Origin of the sequence: Proteus sp. fly-1013 (genome assembly GCF_040140245.1) — a bacterium.
Lineage (GTDB): Bacteria > Pseudomonadota > Gammaproteobacteria > Enterobacterales > Enterobacteriaceae > Proteus > Proteus mirabilis_B.
In genome coordinates this window covers 16,034-37,272 of sequence record NZ_JBEEWD010000014.1, presented here as the reverse complement: position 1 = coordinate 37,272, position 21,239 = coordinate 16,034, and the positions used below count along the sequence as shown (strand labels likewise).

Annotated in this window: 18 protein-coding genes; 4 read left to right on the top strand and 14 right to left on the bottom strand. The window is 29.7% G+C overall.

The window, feature by feature from the left end; genetic code table 11:
* Positions 1-329 precede the first annotated feature (329 nt).
* The 4 genes from parM to ABN236_RS18800 all read left to right on the top strand — a co-directional run bounded on the left by parM (position 330) and on the right by ABN236_RS18800 (position 2,876).
* A complete protein-coding gene (parM, locus tag ABN236_RS18815) occupies positions 330-1,301 on the top strand; it encodes a plasmid segregation protein ParM domain-containing protein (RefSeq protein ID WP_349474687.1) in 972 nt (323 codons plus the stop codon).
* Positions 1,302-1,314: 13 nt separating this feature from the next.
* Complete coding sequence (locus tag ABN236_RS18810; RefSeq protein WP_349474685.1) at positions 1,315-1,689, top strand: hypothetical protein; 375 nt, start codon at positions 1,315-1,317, stop codon at positions 1,687-1,689.
* 40 nt (positions 1,690-1,729) lie between these two features.
* Positions 1,730-2,080: a hypothetical protein gene (locus ABN236_RS18805; protein ID WP_349474684.1), complete on the top strand. Its 351-nt coding sequence runs from the start codon at positions 1,730-1,732 to the stop codon at positions 2,078-2,080.
* A gap of 232 nt (positions 2,081-2,312) precedes the next feature.
* Positions 2,313-2,876, top strand: a complete 564-nt coding sequence (locus tag ABN236_RS18800; protein ID WP_349474683.1) for a recombinase family protein — start codon at positions 2,313-2,315, stop codon at positions 2,874-2,876.
* 86 nt (positions 2,877-2,962) lie between these two features.
* On the opposite strand, the gene ABN236_RS18795 is transcribed toward ABN236_RS18800, so the two are convergent.
* The 14 genes from ABN236_RS18795 to trbC all read right to left on the bottom strand — a co-directional run bounded on the left by ABN236_RS18795 (position 2,963) and on the right by trbC (position 21,232).
* Positions 2,963-3,211 carry a hypothetical protein gene (locus ABN236_RS18795; protein WP_349474682.1) on the bottom strand — a complete coding sequence of 83 codons (249 nt, stop codon included), beginning with the start codon at positions 3,209-3,211 and terminating at the stop codon, positions 2,963-2,965.
* A gap of 30 nt (positions 3,212-3,241) precedes the next feature.
* Complete coding sequence (locus ABN236_RS18790) at positions 3,242-3,559, bottom strand: helix-turn-helix domain-containing protein (RefSeq protein WP_349474681.1); 318 nt, start codon at positions 3,557-3,559, stop codon at positions 3,242-3,244.
* 154 nt (positions 3,560-3,713) lie between these two features.
* Entirely contained in the window at positions 3,714-4,025 is a 312-nt protein-coding gene (locus ABN236_RS18785) for a type II toxin-antitoxin system RelE/ParE family toxin (protein WP_349474680.1), read from the bottom strand.
* Positions 4,026-4,092: 67 nt separating this feature from the next.
* Positions 4,093-4,734 carry a hypothetical protein gene (locus ABN236_RS18780; RefSeq protein ID WP_349474678.1) on the bottom strand — a complete coding sequence of 214 codons (642 nt, stop codon included), beginning with the start codon at positions 4,732-4,734 and terminating at the stop codon, positions 4,093-4,095.
* Between the two features lie 95 nt (positions 4,735-4,829).
* Complete coding sequence (locus ABN236_RS18775; protein WP_502929631.1) at positions 4,830-5,423, bottom strand: DUF459 domain-containing protein; 594 nt, start codon at positions 5,421-5,423, stop codon at positions 4,830-4,832.
* On the bottom strand, positions 5,401-5,877 hold the full coding sequence (locus ABN236_RS18770) for an H-NS histone family protein (RefSeq protein WP_349474676.1): 477 nt from the start codon (positions 5,875-5,877) through the stop codon (positions 5,401-5,403). Before ABN236_RS18770 ends, ABN236_RS18775 begins: the two co-directional genes overlap by 23 nt.
* A 61-nt stretch (positions 5,878-5,938) precedes the next feature.
* Positions 5,939-10,870 (bottom strand): MobF family relaxase, encoded by a 4,932-nt coding sequence (gene mobF, locus ABN236_RS18765; RefSeq protein ID WP_349474675.1) that lies wholly within the window; start codon positions 10,868-10,870, stop codon positions 5,939-5,941.
* Positions 10,871-10,887: 17 nt separating this feature from the next.
* On the bottom strand, positions 10,888-12,927 hold the full coding sequence (traD, locus tag ABN236_RS18760) for a type IV conjugative transfer system coupling protein TraD (protein WP_349474674.1): 2,040 nt from the start codon (positions 12,925-12,927) through the stop codon (positions 10,888-10,890).
* 500 nt (positions 12,928-13,427) lie between these two features.
* Positions 13,428-16,241, bottom strand: coding sequence for a conjugal transfer mating-pair stabilization protein TraG (traG, locus tag ABN236_RS18755; protein WP_349474673.1), 2,814 nt, complete (start codon positions 16,239-16,241; stop codon positions 13,428-13,430).
* Between the two features lie 3 nt (positions 16,242-16,244).
* Positions 16,245-17,606 (bottom strand): conjugal transfer protein TraH, encoded by a 1,362-nt coding sequence (locus ABN236_RS18750; protein ID WP_349474672.1) that lies wholly within the window; start codon positions 17,604-17,606, stop codon positions 16,245-16,247.
* Positions 17,603-18,151: a type-F conjugative transfer system pilin assembly thiol-disulfide isomerase TrbB gene (gene trbB / locus ABN236_RS18745; RefSeq protein WP_349474671.1), complete on the bottom strand. Its 549-nt coding sequence runs from the start codon at positions 18,149-18,151 to the stop codon at positions 17,603-17,605. The genes ABN236_RS18750 and trbB overlap by 4 nt, the downstream gene beginning before the upstream one ends.
* Before the next feature lie 58 nt (positions 18,152-18,209).
* Positions 18,210-18,998 (bottom strand): type-F conjugative transfer system pilin assembly protein TraF, encoded by a 789-nt coding sequence (traF, locus tag ABN236_RS18740; protein WP_349474670.1) that lies wholly within the window; start codon positions 18,996-18,998, stop codon positions 18,210-18,212.
* A complete protein-coding gene (locus ABN236_RS18735; RefSeq protein ID WP_349474669.1) occupies positions 18,982-20,814 on the bottom strand; it encodes a conjugal transfer protein TraN in 1,833 nt (610 codons plus the stop codon). Before ABN236_RS18735 ends, traF begins: the two co-directional genes overlap by 17 nt.
* Entirely contained in the window at positions 20,807-21,232 is a 426-nt protein-coding gene (trbC, locus tag ABN236_RS18730) for a type-F conjugative transfer system pilin assembly protein TrbC (RefSeq protein ID WP_349474668.1), read from the bottom strand. The genes ABN236_RS18735 and trbC overlap by 8 nt, the downstream gene beginning before the upstream one ends.
* Positions 21,233-21,239: the final 7 nt, after the last annotated feature.

Sequence of the window (21,239 nt, the reverse complement as noted above, 5' to 3'; positions counted from 1 at the left end):
GTAATCCTGTAATCCTGTAATCCTGTAATCCTGTAATCCTGTAATCCTGTAATCCTGTAATATTATAATTATAAAAATAAAAATGAACGATACTATTATCACAAAATCACGATTATAGGATTAAATAATCCTATAATTATGTAATCACATAATCCCGTAATCATATAATCCCGCAATAACAGCCCTTATAATAACACCACAATACCACCATAAAAATACATATTATGATTGCTTTATTCATAAAGCAGTGGCAATATGGTTACTCAATGGTGGTATAGTGGTTACTTAATGGTGGTTTTCAACCACCACAAACAACATAAGGATAAATAATGATTGTATATTGTGATGACGGTTCAACTGCAACAAAACTAGCTTGGTTTGACGAAAGTAATTCATTGCAATTAAAAGTGATCCCAAATGGTTTTATATCTGGCTGGAAATCAAATGTATTGAATTCAGAAAAATCATACAATTATTTATTAGAAGGGCAGAAATATGCGTATTCACCTAACAATTCATCTATTGAAGTAACAACAAATATTCGCTATCAATATAATGGAATTAATGCATTAGGAATTCAGCAGGTATTGCAAGAATCTGGATTAAAACCACAATGTCTAGATATCGTTGTCACTTTGCCAATTTCAGAGTTTTATGACACCGACGGACAAGAAAACTCAAAAAACATAGAACGAAAAATATCTAACATTAAACGTGAGGTTTTCTTAAATAGCGGTGATACATTCACTTTTGATAATGTTTATGTTTACCCAGAATCTATACCAGCATTAGTACCTGAATTAGGAAATGATATTGATACATATGAAAAATCTCTAATTTTAGATTTAGGGGGAACAACTCTTGATTGCGGTTTAATTATGGGGGAGTTTTCCGATGTAATAAAAGTATCAGGAGATCATACAATTGGTACTCAATCACTAATTAAAGAGATGTCCAATGCTTTAATTAAAGCTGATACATACTTAAATTACAATCATATTGATATATTAATTCGTCGTATCTTAAGTAATGAGAATATCGATAAAATGGTTAATAATCATAATTTAATAGAAATGATAAATAACCAATTAAATCTATCTCTAAAAAAATTAGCTGAAAATTGCATTGCTCATGTTGAACAAAATTATACTGGATTCCATCGTATTTATTTAACAGGAGGAGGTGCTGAATTGATCTATACACATATTAAAAGACATTGGGCGCAGTTAAATGATAAAGTAATAAAATTAGAAACACCCCAAATGGCGCTAGTTAAAGCCCTACATTTAGTTCATTCTTGATAATGAGAAGATGATGAGCAATAAAAAATTATTCTTTTACCTTAATACTGAAAATCCTGAACAAAATGAGTTACTCTCATTCTACGAAAAAGAAAGAAATAAAACACAAACGGTAAGAGATGGTCTATCTCTTGTTTTTGAATTGCGTAAGTTAAATGAGAATTTGCCAGAATTGTTAAAAGCTGTATTACAAAGCTCAGGAAAAATCACTGATATTAAGGCTATATTTGATATAATTGAAGGATTAAATGAAGATACGGTTAATACCGTTAAAGAAAAAAAATCATTATATGTTTCCGAAGAAGAACAATACCTAAAAAACAGACAAGTAAATAATATTGAAAAAAAATCAGTTAGCAATGCAAAAAAAATATTTGGAAAGAAATAATTATTCTAAGTAATTAAATTTAACCATAAGGTATATTCACATGAAAAATTTTAATATTGACATTTCATTAGATGATATGACTTTAGGAAAAACAATTAGAGAAAAATTGATATCAGAAAATGGGGATTCTATAAAAGTTTATACAGAATCTAATGAAGATAATACTATTACATTAGAAACATTCGGATTATACGAAATAGAAAAAGAAATAAAAGAATTAAAGCAAGGAAAAAAATCCATTTCGTATCAATCGATAGAGTCAGATAAAGCAATAGGAAAGCATATACGAAAAAGGCTAATAATAGCTAATGGTGCTTCTATTCAAATATCGTATGACATCATCACAGATGAAATGCAGAATATAGCAAGTACCTTTCAAATTAATACCTAATAATCCGTTATTAATATAAAAGCCACTTAACTAATATCAACGCTCAAAAAATGAGCGTTTTTTATAACCACTTTCATATCATTAGATTATAGTCAAAAGATACCGCTAGACAGTATGCTATATATAGTATCATTTAGGTTATAACTATAATAAAAATGATATAGTATCTTTTATATGATGCTAATGATATTAATTTGATAAATCTTTTAATTAAGGGATGGGTATACATAAAATGATCTTTGGATATGCTCGAATTAGTACAAGAGAACAAAATATAGAACGACAAACAGATGCTCTTATAGAATGTGATAAAACATTTATTGATAGAGTATCGGGAAAATCTACTGATCGACCAGGACTGGCATCATTAAGAATGCAACTACGTGAAGGTGATACAGTAAAGGTAAAATCAGTAGATAGATTGGCACGCAATACCCAAGATTTATTACTGCTCTTAGCTGAAATGACAGAGCAGGGGGTAAAAATTGAATTTATTGATAATAAAATGACTTTTGATAACCAGCCAACCAGTAAATTCATCATCACATTACTTGGAGCAGTAGCCGAACTAGAGCGATCATTTATACGTCAACGGCAAAAAGAGGGGATTTCAATAGCAAAAAAGAAGGGGTTATATAAAGGTAGAACTGTATCAGAAAATGCACTCAAAGCACAAAAACTTATTAAAGAAAAACTAAGTGGTAATTTATCATTAACTGATATTGAGATTATGCAATTATCTGGAATAAAATATGCTCAATTCTATCGAATAAAAAAAAAGATAAAGAGTATTTAAAAATGCTACACTATGATTTTTAACTAGTTTATTTTATTAACATAATGTAGCGTATTGATCACCATTTATGCTTTTATCAAAAGCTGTTATATCTGATCCTTTTCAAGGGCGAAACGACTAGATAAATTTATTATTTTATCTATATACCCATTAACTGCCTGAAGCCCATCTGGTGAGTTTCTAGCGATCAGTATCATTTCTATAATATCCTCAGCCAACATATTACGATTATTTTCATTTTGCATAAGAATAATCAATTTTTCCCTCACTTCATCAGATACTGGGCTTCGTACAAATTCGTATCTATTATTTTTTAAGCCTTCTATATAATTCATAATTGATACCTTTATGTAGGTAATTAATGATCAGGGCTTAATAGATGCCCAGTCAGCTTGAATTCTTAAGGTAGTACCGCATGCTTTCGCATAGCGTTCTAATGTGTGAAAACTTGCTTTAGCAACATTTTTTTCAAGTCTACTAATTGAAGGTTGAGACACTCCCATTTTTTCAGCTACTTGAGAGCTATTAAGACCTGCTTTTACACGCATTTCAGTTAATAGCTCTTGTAGCTCTTCCTCCTGTTTTAATAATTTATAAGCTTGTTCAACATCAGGATTGCTGAATGCTTGCTCTTTTACCATGTCAAATGGAATTGGTTTAATTTTTGCGTTTTCTACAGTCATTTTTAATGTATCCTCAAAATTCATCTCTATTTAATAGAAATTTATTACTCATTTTTAGTTGTAATTTTAACCAATTATACTATTTACTCTCCTATAATATTTTTATTAATTCTCATCCTGAATAAAAATTAATATTAATATATTTTAAAACACTCTAAGATAATTCACTTAATCTTTTGAAAGATAAGATAATTTCACTCTCTGGTGTTTTCTTTGTTTTTTTAACGAAAACTCTCAAAATATATATTTTTTTTCCCTTAGCAAAAGCAAAAAAAGTACGGGTAATGTCTTTATTTCCTGTTCTTAATTCAAAAAGTCCATCCCTTATTAATCTAGAATCTGGATAACGTAATAGATTTCCTTTCTGTTTAAGTTTTTCTAATAAAAAGATAATCTTGGCGTAGTTTTCTGGCTCAAGATTTTCTAATTCCTTTAATACTTCAGGATGAAAAAATAATTGAAACACTTTTTTTGTCCTTCTGTTGCAATGAAGGATAAAATATAACATAAAACACATTATAACTCAAACGCTATTATAGCATATATGTTATTTTCGCCAATGGTTTGAATTGACCGACTTCAGCTGGCTGGCTTACTTTACTTGGTTGCTGAGATTGATCGGCTTCAGCTGGCTGGCTTACTTTACTTGGTTGTTGAGATTGACCAGCTTCAGCTGGCTGGCTTTGTTTTAATTCATCGTTATAAAGAAAAGATGTTGAGTTAACTGCATTGAATCCAGCCAATCCAATAGTTAAAATAAGAATTAATGAAAATACGAAAGCTAATAATGAAACGATAAAAATCATAAAGTTACTTTTCATTTTACGCTTAGTTTTTTTATAATCGGAATGTAGAAAGAACAAAACAATCGAAAGGAAAAGTGAAATTGAAAACGCACTTACTTGAGAAAGTAGTGTTTCCTTACCATAAAGTTGCCCTAATATTGCAAAACCTGTAAATATCATTAAGGATGGTGACATTAAAGAAAGGCTACTTCTAAAGAATTTATCAAGATGATCCAAGTCATTAATATTGCTTTCTTTCAATTCATATTTACATCTAAATTTTAAGCTATTAGTTATATTGAATTTCTTATAAGAATTTCTTTTTTTATAAAAAGTTCCTTTTTTATAATAGCGTTTACCATAACTATCTACTTTTAATGTATCATTCATTTTACTTCCTACATTTTAATATAAATAGTGAGAAAAAAATAAATTCATTTATTTTTTGGGTCACTATTCAACAAGCGTAGCGCGTTAGTTTTCAATCAATTACTTATCAACATACTATTAATAACTGCATTTGCACCATTTTTTGTTATATGAATACCATCTTTAGTTCTGATATGTATGTTGTTGTTTTTTTCTTTAAAATCATAACCTAACACGCTTCTCATATCGTATAGTTTAATTCCTTCAATATTAGCAACGTCTATAATTGATGATCTTGCATTGTTTAATAATATATTATTTTTCTTATTTTCTAACGCAGGAGGTAATAACCATACGATATTATCATTTTTCATTTTAATAGTTAGAATGAAATTTCTAACCTTTTGTTTATACATTAACATTTCATTGTTTTGAATTAGATCATTGGTGCCTAATACAATATAGACGACTTTATATTTTTCAAGACTTATACCTTTGATATAACTATTCCAGTCTAATAACTTATTTGAATTTAGCCCTGTACTTTCAAGATATTTTGCATCAACTGGAGCATGTTTTTGATAACTCATTGCTAGTTCGTATGTAAGAGAGTCACCGATAAAAATATCCTTACATTGCCCCAAAAGGGGCAATGTAGATAAAAAGATAACTATTAATTTAATGAAATTATTGATTGGATATATTTTCATTATCTGAAATTAAATATTGTTCTAAGTTATTACCAGCTTCAATCAATGCACGTAAACCTTTTTTCATTCTACCAAGTCCTGTCCACGTATCCATTTTTCCTGTCTCGGGGTCAGTAAAGCGATAACGAGGTTTAGCTTCTTTTCTTACTTTTTTTCTTGATTTTTTTTCACCTGTATTTGAGCGATCAAATACAGATATAGTTAAGACATCAGGGTCTAAACCTAATGACTCAATATATTCGATGGCTTTTAAGCGTTTTTCTTCTTCTTCAATCAATGCTAATTCTCTTTTTTCTTCTTCTTCTTTTCTTTCCTCAATGATAGCATCAAGTTTATCTTTCACCTCTTGTAACCACTTGTAATCTTTCTGATTACAAAAACGTCTTAAAGATGTAATGCTAGCTAAGTTTTGAGAAATAATTTCATACTCTTGCTCACGCTTTAATTCACTCATTTTTACCTCTAGTATTTTGGATTTTTCTTCTACTAATTAGTTTGATATTTATATAACTAAATTATAGATTTATATCAAGATCTTTTCTGAGTTCACTATCTGTATGTTTTAGTATATTTTCTTCATCTAGTTTAATATTCTTATTATCATTATTGGATTGTATTTCCTTATCAGATAGGAATTTTTCTTCTTGTACATGCTTTATCTCTGTTACATTATCAATAATAATTTCCTTAGCTTCATCAACTTCTAACACTAATTTTTCATCTTTTTTATTATCTAAAATATCATGTAAAATTTCATCAAGATTTATCTCGTTTTCCTTTAAAAGCAATATATTACTTACATCTTCTTTTTTCTCATTAAGATCTATAATTACTGACTCATTGATATCGCTATTAATAATTTTTTCAAGTTCATCTTTAGGATAAACTACTACATCTGTATCTGTTTGACCTTTATTAATAACAATTAAATGCCCATCTGATGCTCCTTTATAGTATGCATCATTCATATTAATGGCTCCTGAAAATATTCCCATTGGGATATGATAATTTCCACGATGAACACCATAATCATTATGTACTTCTAATAATAATTCTTGTCTATTCTCATTGAATCTAGCTGAATGCAATAATTCAGGGGTTTTCTCCATAAGAGTTGATGGAAGCAATTTACTTGATTTCCAGAATTCCAACTCACGATCTGCTGAAATATTTTCATTTCTATTTAAAACATCATGAGCTGTAAGCCGTGTTCCTGAATTTTTTTCTATATGTGTTACCCATTCATTAAGGTTATCAACATATATTTGTACATGTTCTTTACTACGTGACAACTCAACATACGTATTATCTAATGCTGATAATTGTTTTTTACCATTAGATAATCCGTCATATATTATGACATAAGGTATAGATGTTCCTTGTGAACTGTAAGATGTGATAGCATACGAATAATCTAAATGTCGTTCTGAAATATTCTCAAATGGTGAAAAATTAATTTTCTTACCTTCAAAATCGACAAGTAATTGATTATTTTCAGTTGAAACAACCGTTCCTATATCATTATTAAATGCGTTACGCTCTTTATCTGTTACTGTTAATCTAACTTTTTCACCCACACCTATTTCTAAATGTTTAGACTTGTAAAGTGCAACATTTTTTGAATTTAAATCAAGCGCTGAAAGTGAATATTCATTATTATTACTCAAGTTTAATAAAGATATTATTCCATTATTATCTGATTCTTTTATTTTGAAATACTCCTCTCCAATACTAGCTATATTACCTTTATTATCATTCCAAAATTTGCTACTTCTTAAGTCATACTCTTGGCTATTTACTCTTTCTAGGGTAGGTATTTTTATAGTCTCTTTTATTTCATTCATCTGACACAATTCTTTATGTATTCCTGCATTAATCTCATTTCTATCTGAGTTCAAAGGAGTAATAATGAATGTATTATTTCTTGCTGTATGAGTTCGACTAGTAAAGTCATCAATTATTAGTTGTTTAGCTGAATTTTCATTCTTTGATAAATCAATTATTGATTTTTCTGGGATAGCTTTTTTATCATTTATTCTTGGTACAGATAAAGGTGAAATTGTATCAATAACATCTAATGATTCCCTTATTTTACCTGAAATGATTTTTTCAATTGCTGGTTTTAATTCGGGTGATTGTCTTACTATTTCTTTCATTACAACATTATCAATTACACTGCGTTCTAATGTTAGTTTGAAAGGCGCACCATTCTCAAAAGATTTGAGCTGATCTTTATCTCCAGATAAAATAATTCTACCTCCATTATCAATAATGTTATTGATCAATGTAATCGTTGACTTATTGCCACTCATTGACATTTCATCAATAATAAAAACTGAATTTTTATAATTAGTATTACCATTACCTGTCGATATATCATTTATAAAACTAGCTATGGTTTGTGATGCTATACCAGCTGATTTCAATTCTGATACAGCTTTATGAGTTGGTGCTAAACCTCTTAATTCTATATCCTGTCTATTCGCACCAATAGTTTGAGCAATAGTTTTAAATTGTGTGGTTTTGCCGACACCAGCATAACCTTGAATTGCAATTATATTATCTTTTGATTTTAAGATCATCTCTCCAGCTAGCTTTTGCCCATTTGTTAGTTTCGTATTCTCAAACGAAACAAAATCACTAACCAAAGGTTGCATAGTATTCTTACCATCAAATATTTTTTTTAAGATACTTAACTCGTTATCAAATGTTTCTTTTTTTATAAAATTATCTGTAATAGCACTAGTAGAAATCGGTATTATTTCACCTGATTTAATCAGGTTTTCAAATGCTATTTGTACATCATTGACACTAACATTATCACTGAATCCATTTGCATTCATCATGACTGACGCACCATTAAAAATTACTTTCCCTGAGCTTGCTTTATCAATACTGAGAGAAATTATTTTTTCTAAATCAGTTGTAATGTTATTTTTAAGATTATCAATTGATTTCAATGTATCAGCAATACTTCCTGTTAGATTGGGTATATGTCTAATACCAATATCTGCTTTACCTATTTTAGCATCCGTTTTTTCTTTATCTAATCCGGTGATTGCTATAATAGTATTACCACTATTTTTTATTTTATTTATATTTTGGCTAGTTACATCCTTTTCATTCATTATAGCTATAATTGTTTTATCATTGCCTAATGAACTTCCGTATGTTTCACAGTAATCATAGTGAAAACTATTATTTTTCATAGGATTAATGGATATTTTATCTCCATTTTCATTCTCTATAATTACTTTATCTCCGAAAATAAAATTCCCTTTTTTAAAACCAACGACAGAATAACTTGAGTTACCCTTAACATTATTAAATCCTTTATATGTTTTTAACTTATCACCTATTCTTAGTTCAAGTTTTTTTCTTTCTATTAAGTTAAATTCATTATTAATGTTGGAAATAGGTAATTGTGATTTATTTCCTTTTTCATCTTGTAAAAAAAGAACATTGGTATTCTTATTTATATCTATTATTTCACTTTTTACATTACTTTTTGTGTTTTCTAAAAAATAACCTTTTTTATATGTGTTTCTTAAATTTCTATTGGAATCATTAAGAAATAATTTATTCTCATTTTTTATGTCTACTTTATCTTTAGATAGAAATCCATTTTCAACTAATGCTTTCCTTACGTTATTATTGACTATATTTTTAGTTTTACTGTCACTAACTTGTATTATTGTATCTTTATTATTTAATGATAGAGTTATAAATTGTTTCGTGGCTAAATTTATTCTTTCATTTTTTTCAATATTATTGACAAAAAATGTTTTTTTATTTTCATTTTTTTCATAAAGATTAAAATTCTCAACATTCATCTTATTTAAAACATCAGTAAATATTCCTTCATTATTTTTTGTTTTCGTATCTATTGATATAAAAGTATCATTATTATTTTCAACTTTATTAAGTAGTTCTTTAACAATACTTAATGAAAATCTCTCTGCTTGGTATAGTGAAACTATATTATTATTACTTTTATCAATAGATAAAAACTCATTAGCCGTTATAGCTAATAGATTTTTTTCTTTATTACTATTTTCAATAAATTTTTTACTTTTCAGATCATTAACAATAACAATGTGTTTTTTCTTATTATATTCCGCAATATCTGATATTTCACCTATAATGTTTTTTTTAAATTCATTATTACCAATTAAAGAAATAGAATAAAATGACCTCTCATTTTTACTTAAATATTGAGATATTTTAGATCCTGACTTATTGATTATATTATTTGTCTTTTCATTTAATTGGTTTATAGATCTAATGATTTCAGTTTCATTTTTCAAATGCTTAATAGTGGTATAAAGATCACCATCCTTACTTAAAGGTACTAAAATACCATTTTCAACTTCTTTTTTTATTAATTTTCTTATATCTTTAATTTCATTGATTTTATCAGCAGATATAGAATTAATAATATTGGTCATTATTTTATCATGTGTAAATTTAGCAGAGTTAGACTCCAAATTTAAAATAACTTTTTTAACCGTATCTTTTACATCACTGATATCATGCAATTCTTCATTTTTAATAGATGAAATTTTCTTAATCGAATCATGTTTGAACCCCGTATTAGCTAGCTTTTTTTTCCATTCTTCTCTAACTTCTTCAATATTAGAAAAATCTTTTTTCTTACGAGTATCTTTTGTTGCAACACTCTTTTGCTTAGCTGTTGCATCTTCACCTACGGCATCTATGATCTCTTTTCTTCTGCTAGAAAACTCATCTGTTGGTACACCCTCTATCTCCCACTGACCATTTTTTCCAGCTTCAACAAAGCTGTAACCTAAAGATTTAAGTTCTGGTTTTAAATATTGCCTATATAGACTACCCAATGCGATTGGGTTCTTCCAAATAGTCTCAATAAATGCATTTAGCTCATTACTTCTATCAGTAGATAATGTTTTCCATTTTCCAGACTCTGTTTCCGTTATATTTGCCATTATTGCATGTGTATGTAAATGCGGTTCTAGGTTTCTGTTTGTATCATGTAAAAATAATGCTGATGTTATATTTCCCGTTTCTTCTATTCCAGAAATACCATCTTCCATTATCCTACTAGATGCCATTTTTTCAATTTCAGTCAATGTTTTATTAACTGCATTTATGTGAGCGTTTAAAACATCTTTATCTTGCATCACTAAAGCTAGCACTGAAACACTTTTTGGTGCAGAGAAAGTAAGGTCATAGCCTGGTCTATGTTTATTTTTTCCATCAACAATATATTCTAGGCTTTGTCCGTTAGTCAGTTTTCCTTCTAAAACATTAATAAAATCATCTCTATTTACATTCCCATGCAATCCAAGTTTCTCGGCACCCTTCCCAAACCATTGAGTTGTCGCATCTCCTAAAAAATAATAGTTATCTGATTGTTCATAATAATTACTAGCGCCACCTGAACTACTAACAGTTGATAATGAAAGCATATATATGATCCTTTTTATTAAAAAAGTCCTAAATCATTTTCTTTATTTTTGTGTTTTAAAATATTAGTCTCATTATCTATTTCTGCATCTTGTGTTTTATTTTTGCTATTTGAACTATCATTCCCGACACCAGACTCTAATAATACACTTGATACTTTAATATTTTGTTCAGTTCCTTCACTATTTTCTGTTTTAGACTCACTTCTATTGTTTTCTTGAGGCTTGTTTTTTTTATCAAATAAATTATTAATAAATTCATCTTCAATAAGTTTTACATTTTCACTTAAAGATTCTACGCCTATATTATCTCTTTCTATTTTTCCTTCTGCTATTTTGGGAAATTCTTTATATTTAAGTTTTACTTTAACAATGGGAACATCCCCCAAAAGGGAAACATAACATTCTAAATCATTCAAATTTTGAACATCAGAATAACTTACAATCATTTCACGAGTATCAGGTGAGGAAAAATTAACACCATCCCTGATAGTATCAACACCATAACTATATTGATCTTGAAACTTTTTATGATGTATTTCACCTAATTCTTTTTGTACCCATTCAGAAACATGTCCTGATGGTGCCCTAAAATAAGCTGTTGTATTACATAAATCCCATATTGCACGGGCATTTTGAGTTCCATAAGTTGCCTCTAGTTGAGAAAAATTTTGAACACCTATCAGCCCAACGCCTCCAAATTTTCTAGCTTCAGCTAAAAACTCTAATAAAATAGGTAGTTCATGCAAACTTGGCAGTTCATCTAAAGTTGCCCATATTCGCCTTGTCCGACTTCTTTCTAATGATAATATTGATTTCATTAGGATATTCAGCCACGTTGTGATTAAAGGTTTTAATGATGCATGTAGACGCCCATCTGACGGGATAAAAATCCATGCATCATCATCTGCATTTTGAACCCAATCTCTAATTGAAAATGGTTCACTGGTATTATCATTTAAATGTTCACAATAACGCAGAGCATTTACATAAGCTCCCAATATTCCACGAATTGTCATTGCTGTTTTTTCTATACTTCCCTCCACTAAACTACTCGCATCCGTATTTTGAACATATTTTTGTAAATCACTAAGCGAGATAGAGAGTAAATTATTTAATAATTTCTTTATTGAACGTTCTGGGTCTGAACGCATTTTTTCAGCAGTAGATACAAATAAACGCCTAGCTGATATTATCCAAAACGGATCACCCGATTTGCTTTCAGGAACAAGAGGCAAAGCAAAAGATTCAAAATCAGCTTTATCTCTACACTCCAACCACAGATCCCAATTTGGACAACGTTTATCCATAGGACTGAGTATTTTATCCTTACCATCCCTATAAAATAATGGAATAAAGTTATTCCCTTTATCGTAAATGAAAGCTCTTTTTTTCTCTTTTTGAAGTTGTTCAAGAAAATTATTAATTACATTACTTTTCCCTGAACCAACTGTTCCATGTAATGCAATATTTTGCAATTCACTATCTTTTGAGATATGCAAATCTCCAATTTTATACTTTGATAGCTTCTTATTTTTTTTTAAAATTTTGTTAACTTCTTTAATGGATTTAGCTAAATATCGCCCTCCAATAAATTTACTTTGTCTTTGTAATGCACCCTTTCTTCCTAAAAAGAAAAATACCGTAAATAAGATAAAAACATAGACAGCGATTCCTACTCCCCAAGCAGTAAAAGCGGTATCTTTTAACAATTCCCCACATTGAATAAAATAAGGATCATGAATAATTTGAGAAGATGTTCTACTAAATGTAGAAATACTACCGTCTGAATTTACCCATTCAAATACATAAATATCTTTATTATTTAGACTTGCAATTCCACTAAAGTTAAAGCCAAGCAGTATTTTTTTTACATAAAAATAATACATTCCATGTTTAAAAAAAACCCATTTCATGGCATATAACATGTATGAAAAGAAAGCAACAATTCCAGCAATAAAAGCCCAATAAGCTACAATATTTGTGATTTGTAAGAACATGCTGATCATGTACTTTATGACTTGACCACCCTGAGTCATGTTCCTTGCATTTAAACTCATTTCTTACCTACTTTATCTAATTATTAATTTCTAATCTTTTCGATGCATTCTTTGACCAAAAACATTTCCTCCCGAATCAATGCCATTTTGCATAGGTAAACCCGTTGCAGGGTTTACCTCATCTAAACTTGAACATTGTTTGTACCGTGAAGAAAATTTCAATTTAAATTCAATAACAAAAATTAAAAAACAGTTTATAAATAAACAAATCAGAGATAGAAAGATAGGTATTTGATTCCGAATCTGATTGATCTCAATACTTTTAATATTCATAAAATGAATAATAATTACTGAACATAGCCCTATAAAATTAACAAATAAAAAAACCATCTTTAGTTTTATTTTCTGTTCTCTGAAATTTTTTGAAAAGACACTGAAAAATGCAATACAAAAAAGTAAACTAAAAATAATATTTAGTAAATTTCTATCAAAGAAAAGAAATCCGATTGAAAAAATCAAAGAAAATAATAGTAAAAAATTAAAATATTTCATTTACTCACCTATGATTGTTCATCATACTTGTTTTTATTAAACCCTTTCTGTTCTGATATTTCTATCTGATTATTATTTATTTTCTGTTTTACATCTGATAAATCATTACTATGTTCTACTCTATTATTTATTACATTTTGTTCTTCTTTACTCGCTTTTCCTTCTACACTTATATTATAGTTCACCCCATCTAAAAGGCTTTGATTATTTTTACCACCATTTAGATCATACGTTGTAATATTTTGAATAATTCCACCTTTATTTGCATAGTTAGCTAAATTTTGATTATTATTTTTGAAATTTTCTAAATTAAATTGACCGTTTCCTTTTGATACATTCATTCCATTATATGTATCAACCACATTCGATTCATTATTAAAATGACCATTTCTAATATTATTAGCCATCATATTAGTAAATTCTTCTTTTAATTGCTCTCTTTGATCTCTCATTTCTGGTGTTCCTGCATCAGTTAATATTCTAGTTGCAGATTCAACACCCATTTTATTTGTTACGAATTGAGCGTATTCATGCCCTAATGATTCAGATGCGGATAAACGATTTGACTCAGTAAGATTTGCTTGTTGTGAAATCGTTTTTTCTTTACTTTGACTTTCATTAAATCCAGCATAATTTTCACTAGTTTTATTTAAACTAGATCTTAAGTCATACATTAACGAACGAGTTTCGCTATCTCTAATTCGTTCAATATCATTATCAGACATATTTTTAACAACTTGTGCAGATTTACTATCTGCAAAACTTTCAGATACTCTTTTATCATCAGATGTTCTATTTCCAAATGATGCACTATCTTCATTAGCATCAAACCATTGATGACGATATGAGGCAGTAGCTTCAGCTCCAACATTAGCTTTAACTGGTGCATTTCCTGTGCCAGCACCAATATTACCTGACACTCCAGCTCCAACCCCAAAAGAATCAGAACTTTGTGTGACAGTTCTATAATCACTATTAGTATAATCAGAGCTACTCATGCTATTACTGGCTTCACTAGATTGACGTCTAATTTGCTCAATAGAATCACGTTGTTCTTGGGTTAAGCCCGATTCCATATCAGCACTCTTCGCAAAATTATTACTTAAGGCTGTGGCTGTATTAAATGTGTCACTAACAGAACTACGATATCCTTCTTGATAATTCTGAGTCTCTCTTTGTTGTGCTCCAAGCGCTTTACTAAATGAAGAATCTAACATTGACGAAGTATCAATATTCATCGGCAATTTTGACATGTTAGCTTCATAGATATGTTGCCCTGATTCAGTTGTTGAAACCATCCCTCCAGTAGGAGTCTGAACACTAGACATTCCAGACCTAAATGATTGGTTTAAGTCTGTTTTAAATCCATTAACATTCTGCATACTCATATTACCAAAGTTATAATTACCACTGGCAACACTGCTAGCATCGGCAGATGTAGCGCTCATTAATGCATTACCCAAATATGAACCTGCACTAGCAATTTGCTGACCTAACCCTGTAAATAATCTAAATGAAATAAATGGAATGGATAACATTAGCCATGATGCAATACCTGCCATACTCGATGCATTTTTTAGCGCCACGTCCATATTGGAAATAGTAAAACTTTGCCCTGCTAATGAGTAGCTTGCTATGGTATTAATAATGTGATTAAAAATTGCAAAAAGAATTGGCCATAACATCAAACTACCTAAAACATTCAAATAATTTTTTACAACCGACCAGGTTAATTCTCGGATAAATAAAGCTAATACCATGATTGGAAATATTCCAATCATTAATGTTAAAAACGCAGTATGTAAAGCTGGAAGCATTTCCCCTGCGACTTCATAACTAGACAACTGTGCCAACTTCATTTTCATTAATGACTGCTGAGAAGCTATGCCGATCAAATCAGCACTGGCATCTCGTGATGCTGGATATTGCCCCATTGAGTTTCGTAGTGCATTAGCTGTCAAATTCTGCTTTAAAATTTCGACGGTACTTTGGCTAGCACCTATTAGACCGTGATATACATTATTTATACGTGATGGCAATATTACATTATTTATTTGCCCGTTAGCTCCAACTGAATATTTTTTACTTAAATTCAATAGGGTAGGACTACTCGGATTGTTAGCTTCTTTTTCAAGTAATGGTGCTAATCTTTTTGACGCATCTCTACAAGATAAATAAATAGCATCTCCTCCCGTAGCTAATTTGTAATAAATTCCACGGACAGGGCTTGGATTAGAGAATATTGTTTCATACGTTTTGTCACTATTAAATAATTGTGCAACAGAATATTTTCCATTCAATTGCATATCAGGAACTATACAGTTATTAGTATAGTCTCCAAAATTCATATTGAATTCAGGGCTTTTAATCCCTAGAGAATAACTATCCTGTAATAATTTTTGTCCAAATAATAATCCTGTTTTTGTATATTGAAATTCATCAGGCTGTGCAAAAAAAGTGTCATACATTCTTGCAGTGCCATTTCCTATTGATGTGATTAGATAAAATGGAGCTACTAGCCCTACTGGAACATTATCAACCTTTTTGGTTATACTTGGAGTTGCTAAATCGGTAACAACAATACTTCTAGTTGGTGTTATTAACATGCTTGTTATAATTACAAAACTCATCATCCATAGCCCAATAGACTTTAAATCTTGAGTTTTGATATATTGAATAATACATGCAATTATGCCGATACTTTCAGCTAAAACTAATAAAGTATACCAACCTTTATTTTTTACAATAGTTGCAACAGCTTGAAAGGTTTGATGAACAATATCAACTCCATACAAAACTGTAATTTCGAGAGGTGCAGACATTTTTTACTCCCATGTATAGTTTTGCATCATCTGTGATGATACAGAGTTTGATAATTGCTTTCTTAGCATCATGATTTGATTATCCGCATCAATAAATGCGTTTTGTTTTATTTGAACTTTACTCAAGAGCTGACTAAGTTTTTGTCTAACACTTAGTAAATTATTTTGAAATTGCTTACTCTCTTCTTCTGTATTTAATGATCCAGCTCCCGCCATCTCAACAGTATCAACTAGCCCATCTATATAAGCTAACGTAATATCAAGAGCTATATATTCAGATAGATTTGTGACAAATGATTCATCTAATTTTAACGATGCACTATCAATAATAAAGCTGAGTATTTTTATTCTCGTGCTTTGAATAAATGCGATTTCTTTTGCATCTAATGCTGTATCTTTCCTAACCTTATTAAATATACTTCTTAAGGTTGCTCTCACTTGTTCAACCATTGATTTTGATGGTGTTATATTTAACTTTGCTTTTTTAGGTTTCAAACACTTTGAAGTTTCATCACAACGGTAAATTTCTGTTTCCCCGCCATATAATAGTGAGTTAATTAATGAATCATTAGCCCCTAGGGATGGAATAATTGATAAATTACCTTTACTGTCATAAATAACAGTACCCACAGAAGTCATCATTAACTCTTTTAACTCTCTATCATTTGAAATAAATTGCCCTATTTTTTCAAAAGATGACCATGTTATGTTTTTATTTCTTGGTATTCTTTTTTGCTCTTCTGCATTTGCTTTATTAAAAACTTTTTCAGTTTCACCGCCCGCACCACAGCCTTGCCTTGCTCCTGCCCAGTCAGCAAAAACGCTGTGATTTTGAGCTATTGATTGGCAAATAAACTCACTAGTTGCTTGTGTTTTTGGAGCTAACCCTCCAACAATACCTTGTGCAGCTTGACAGGTAGATACGTTTAAATTATTCATATCTTGAGCTAATCGTTGTAAATAATCTTTTACTGATTTTATTTGTGGCATTGTAGTTTCTAATGCTAAGTCAAATGCATAACCAACAGCATTGCTTAGAATTTGTTTAGCCATAGCCTTGATCTGATCACTATTAATAAAAGAAAATGCGCCTAAGTAAGCATCTATTCCGCCACAACCAGCTTTAACATCCGGTAAGGTTACTGATATTAATTGAATGTTTCTCACAGGAGTTCTAACAAATAAAGATCCGCCGGTTAGATATCCTGCCGACTGACCTTTCCATGCTCCAGCTTGTGTTACGTTAGAACCGCCCCCTAGCTTATTAAAAAAATTATTAAGATCTGAATTGACATCAGCATGAGATGAAATTGAAAAAGTACAACATAAAAACAATAAAGAAAGCTTAAATTTTTTTATATTCATTTTATTACCCCCTCTTCATTTTTTAATTTATCAATCAGAATAAAACTTTCATCTAATCGTTGTAATAGTGAGTTTGCCGATATAGCCCCTTGTGAAAGAGGAACAGTTACTAATGTATTAACATTAACTAAAAATGAGGTTGGAGTTGCTTGGGGAATTTCAGCAAAAAATGTTCTAATAATTTCATTATTAACTGGATAAACTAAAGGAAATGAATTATCTCCCATCCCGTCAAAACTAAAAACAAAAACTGGTAGATTTATACTATCTGCAATCTGTTTCAATGTAGGGTCAAATTGATGACAGTAAGGACAATCACTTTTTATAAAATGAACGATTTGCCATTCAGATATATCAATCGATTTTCCTGTTGATAGATTAATTATATTTTCTTTTTTAATTTCATTTTTTATTGTTTCTTCTTGTACATAATTTCCATTTTTTCTTTCTTCAAGAATTTTTATTTGATCAATCGTTGATGCATAGGAATTAATGGCAAAGAAAGCACTAACCCCAAAAGCTAGGTATTTAATTTTACTTTTCATATCACCCTCAAAAACAAGCCATTTGATTTTATTTTAATGGTAAATTTTTATGATTCAATCAAATTCTTGGTTTAAAATCAGTAACAACGTTTAGCATTCTTCTTGCAAGATCATCTTGTGATATGAAACCATAAGATAACGGTTTAAAATTTTCTTTTCGAGGTTCAACTAAAAATATTGCAGGTAAATATTTCACATTCATTTTATCAAACTGCCCTTCATCTATTTTAGATTCTGGATATTCAGATGATATTCTTCCATCCACACTAATAGCTACAATAGCTAAATCGTATTGCAAACTAAATTCTTTAACAACTTTGGCTAAATGATTATCAAGTGGTTCACTCCCTCTATAAAAAAAGAAAATTCCATATTGTTGATTAACCATTTTTACTGCATTAGCTTGTTCTTGTCTCTCCTTGGCTGTTTTTATTGATGCGGTCGCATTATAATGTGAATTTTGGATGTTATAATCTAAATGAGGATATTCTAATAAAGTTTTCTCCCATTGAGATGAAAAAACACTTGCTTTTTCAGTAAAAAAATCTTGATACGTTTTATAAATCGCAATATTTTCAGTTGTTGGATTCATAATTGCATTTGCTTTTGATTCATCTAATTTTTTTTGTATTGCTTTCATTTGAATCATTGCAATTTCTGACTGTGACATTTCAATTTCTGGTTTTATTTTTTTTTCTTCAATAATCTCTTTTTTTTCTGGTAAATTATAAAACTGATAACCAACAGGATCTTCGTAATCAATACCTTTAACATCGGCTTTACATGGATTGATAACCAACAAAAAAATAAAAGGTAAAAGAGTTTTCATATTATTTTTTTCCATCATTAAATTTATCCTGCATTCTACGATTAACTTCATTTAATAATTTATCTTGGTCTGGTATAGAGATATTATTATTTAGTTCATCAAAAAAATCTGAAAAATCAATATGATCAAATCGTATTTTTTGCAATTCATTTATTGTTATTCCACGACAATCAGGGCTTTTAGCACTACCAAATCCCACACCTAACTGACCAGCGCGACCTTGAGCCTGAACAATTCTTGCTAACATATTATCGAATACACAATAAGAGCTTTTCTTTTGCAAGCAAACACCTAATACCTTTTTAGAGCAATAAGTTCCAATTGATATTACTATATTCTTCTCTTTTGCTTCTCCAATTGCTTTTTCTTCTGAATTACAACTTGCTAATCCTATGTCATTACCCCAACCACTAGATTTACAACAATTACTGAAACCAGCTGTTGCTTTTCTACACTGCATAGCTTTTCCTGAGAAAGCACGCATGTTTTCTTCATCTAACCCCATGACATCTTTACCAGCTTGTCCTAATGATGCCAATTGACTAACTACTGCTCCAAAATCATTATTTTCACTACCTATTACATCAACACAAGAACCGTCATCACAATAAAATTTACCTCCACAGATATAACCCTCTGTTTTCGTTGTATGTTGGCATTGGTATTTGATTTCATTTCTAATACACGTATTTCCAACTTTTAATAAACATCTTCGCTGACCAACAGTACAATTGACATTATTTTCATATTTTTGGCATGTGTTATCATCAGATTCATTTATTACCCATTCTTCTGTATATCCCCAACAATCACTATATACATCGAATGTTTTTCCATTATTAACAAACTTTCTATTTTCTCCTTTTTGTGTACAAATTTCTTTAGTTTTAACTGCTTCTGATTTATCTATGGGGCAGTTTTCAACCCAAACTATTTCAGGTTTAATTGTTTTAGTTTCTACTTCTATATCAAAATAAAATCTAAACTTTCTAATTCCGCCAGTCACTGGCCCCACTTTACTTGGGTGTTCAAAAACTAATTTTGTATTTTGATCAAAAAATTCAGGAAACTTATCTAATTTTGTTAAAGGTGAAGATTCTTTTAATCTGTAATCAACATGAAGATAATCTACAAAACTAAACCATGAAGAATGACAGGTGCCACAAAGATTCTGACTTTCTCTTTCATAACTTGCAGATATAACTCTTCCATATATATTAGGCTTTATTACGTATCTATATACCCCGTTACTATCTGAGAAACCGCTATATGTAAAATCAGTTGGCAAATACATTTTATATTTTTTTATTTCTACTGTTTTAGCTTCAACAAACTTTACTGTTGCAGTTCTTGTACACTCACCTTTTATAGTTTCTTCTTTTTCGCAAAAATGATTAGTAAAGTAGCTTTCATTCTTTACTTGTTTTACACAGTTCTCTCCCATTCCACCGACTATTCCATCAGCTTGATCTTTTATATTCAATGAATTTTGTATCAAGTCGCTATCCCATGATATTTTATCTTTTGGGTTATTAATGAAACTATCTCTAGCTATTTTCCCCAATTCAGAATCTGACAATTCTTTGTTACCTGCGTTACTTAATCCAGCGCCATTATCTTTGAATTTTATTTCATCAGGATTAGCTGTAAATCCTTTAAACTCTTTTTCTGGATTGAAGTCAGCTATTGATGATCGAACGCCATCAATTGAATTTCGCCCTATATCACTACCTTCTTTTGAAGAATTTCTCATATCATTTGATATAGCTGAAATAGAGAAAGAAAAACATAGAAAAAAAATAAAAACATTCATACTTTTTATTTTATTATTCATTTTTACAATCTCCTTCTGACTTAATGATATCAAGAGATTGTTCAATAGAACCAGAACCATAAATAATATCAAATTTATTATCACAACGTTTAATTAAAGCTGGTACAGCTTTGATATTGTAATATTCAAAACGATTAGGATCTATTTCAATGCCATTTACTTTATATTTTTGAACCAAATACAAAATATATTTAGCTGTTTTATCAACACTATCATCAATTAATCCATTAAAATAAATAGGTATATTTTTATTCTCAGCAGACTTCATCAATGATGCTAACGTTTTCTCAGGTATTGATGCAGATAAAAAATAGGCAATTTCGTATTTATTTTCTTCCATGCTTTGAGATTCAAAAATTTCATTTGCAATACAATTCCATGAAAAAAACAACGTAAATAGAAAAATAAACTTTTTCATTTTAAAT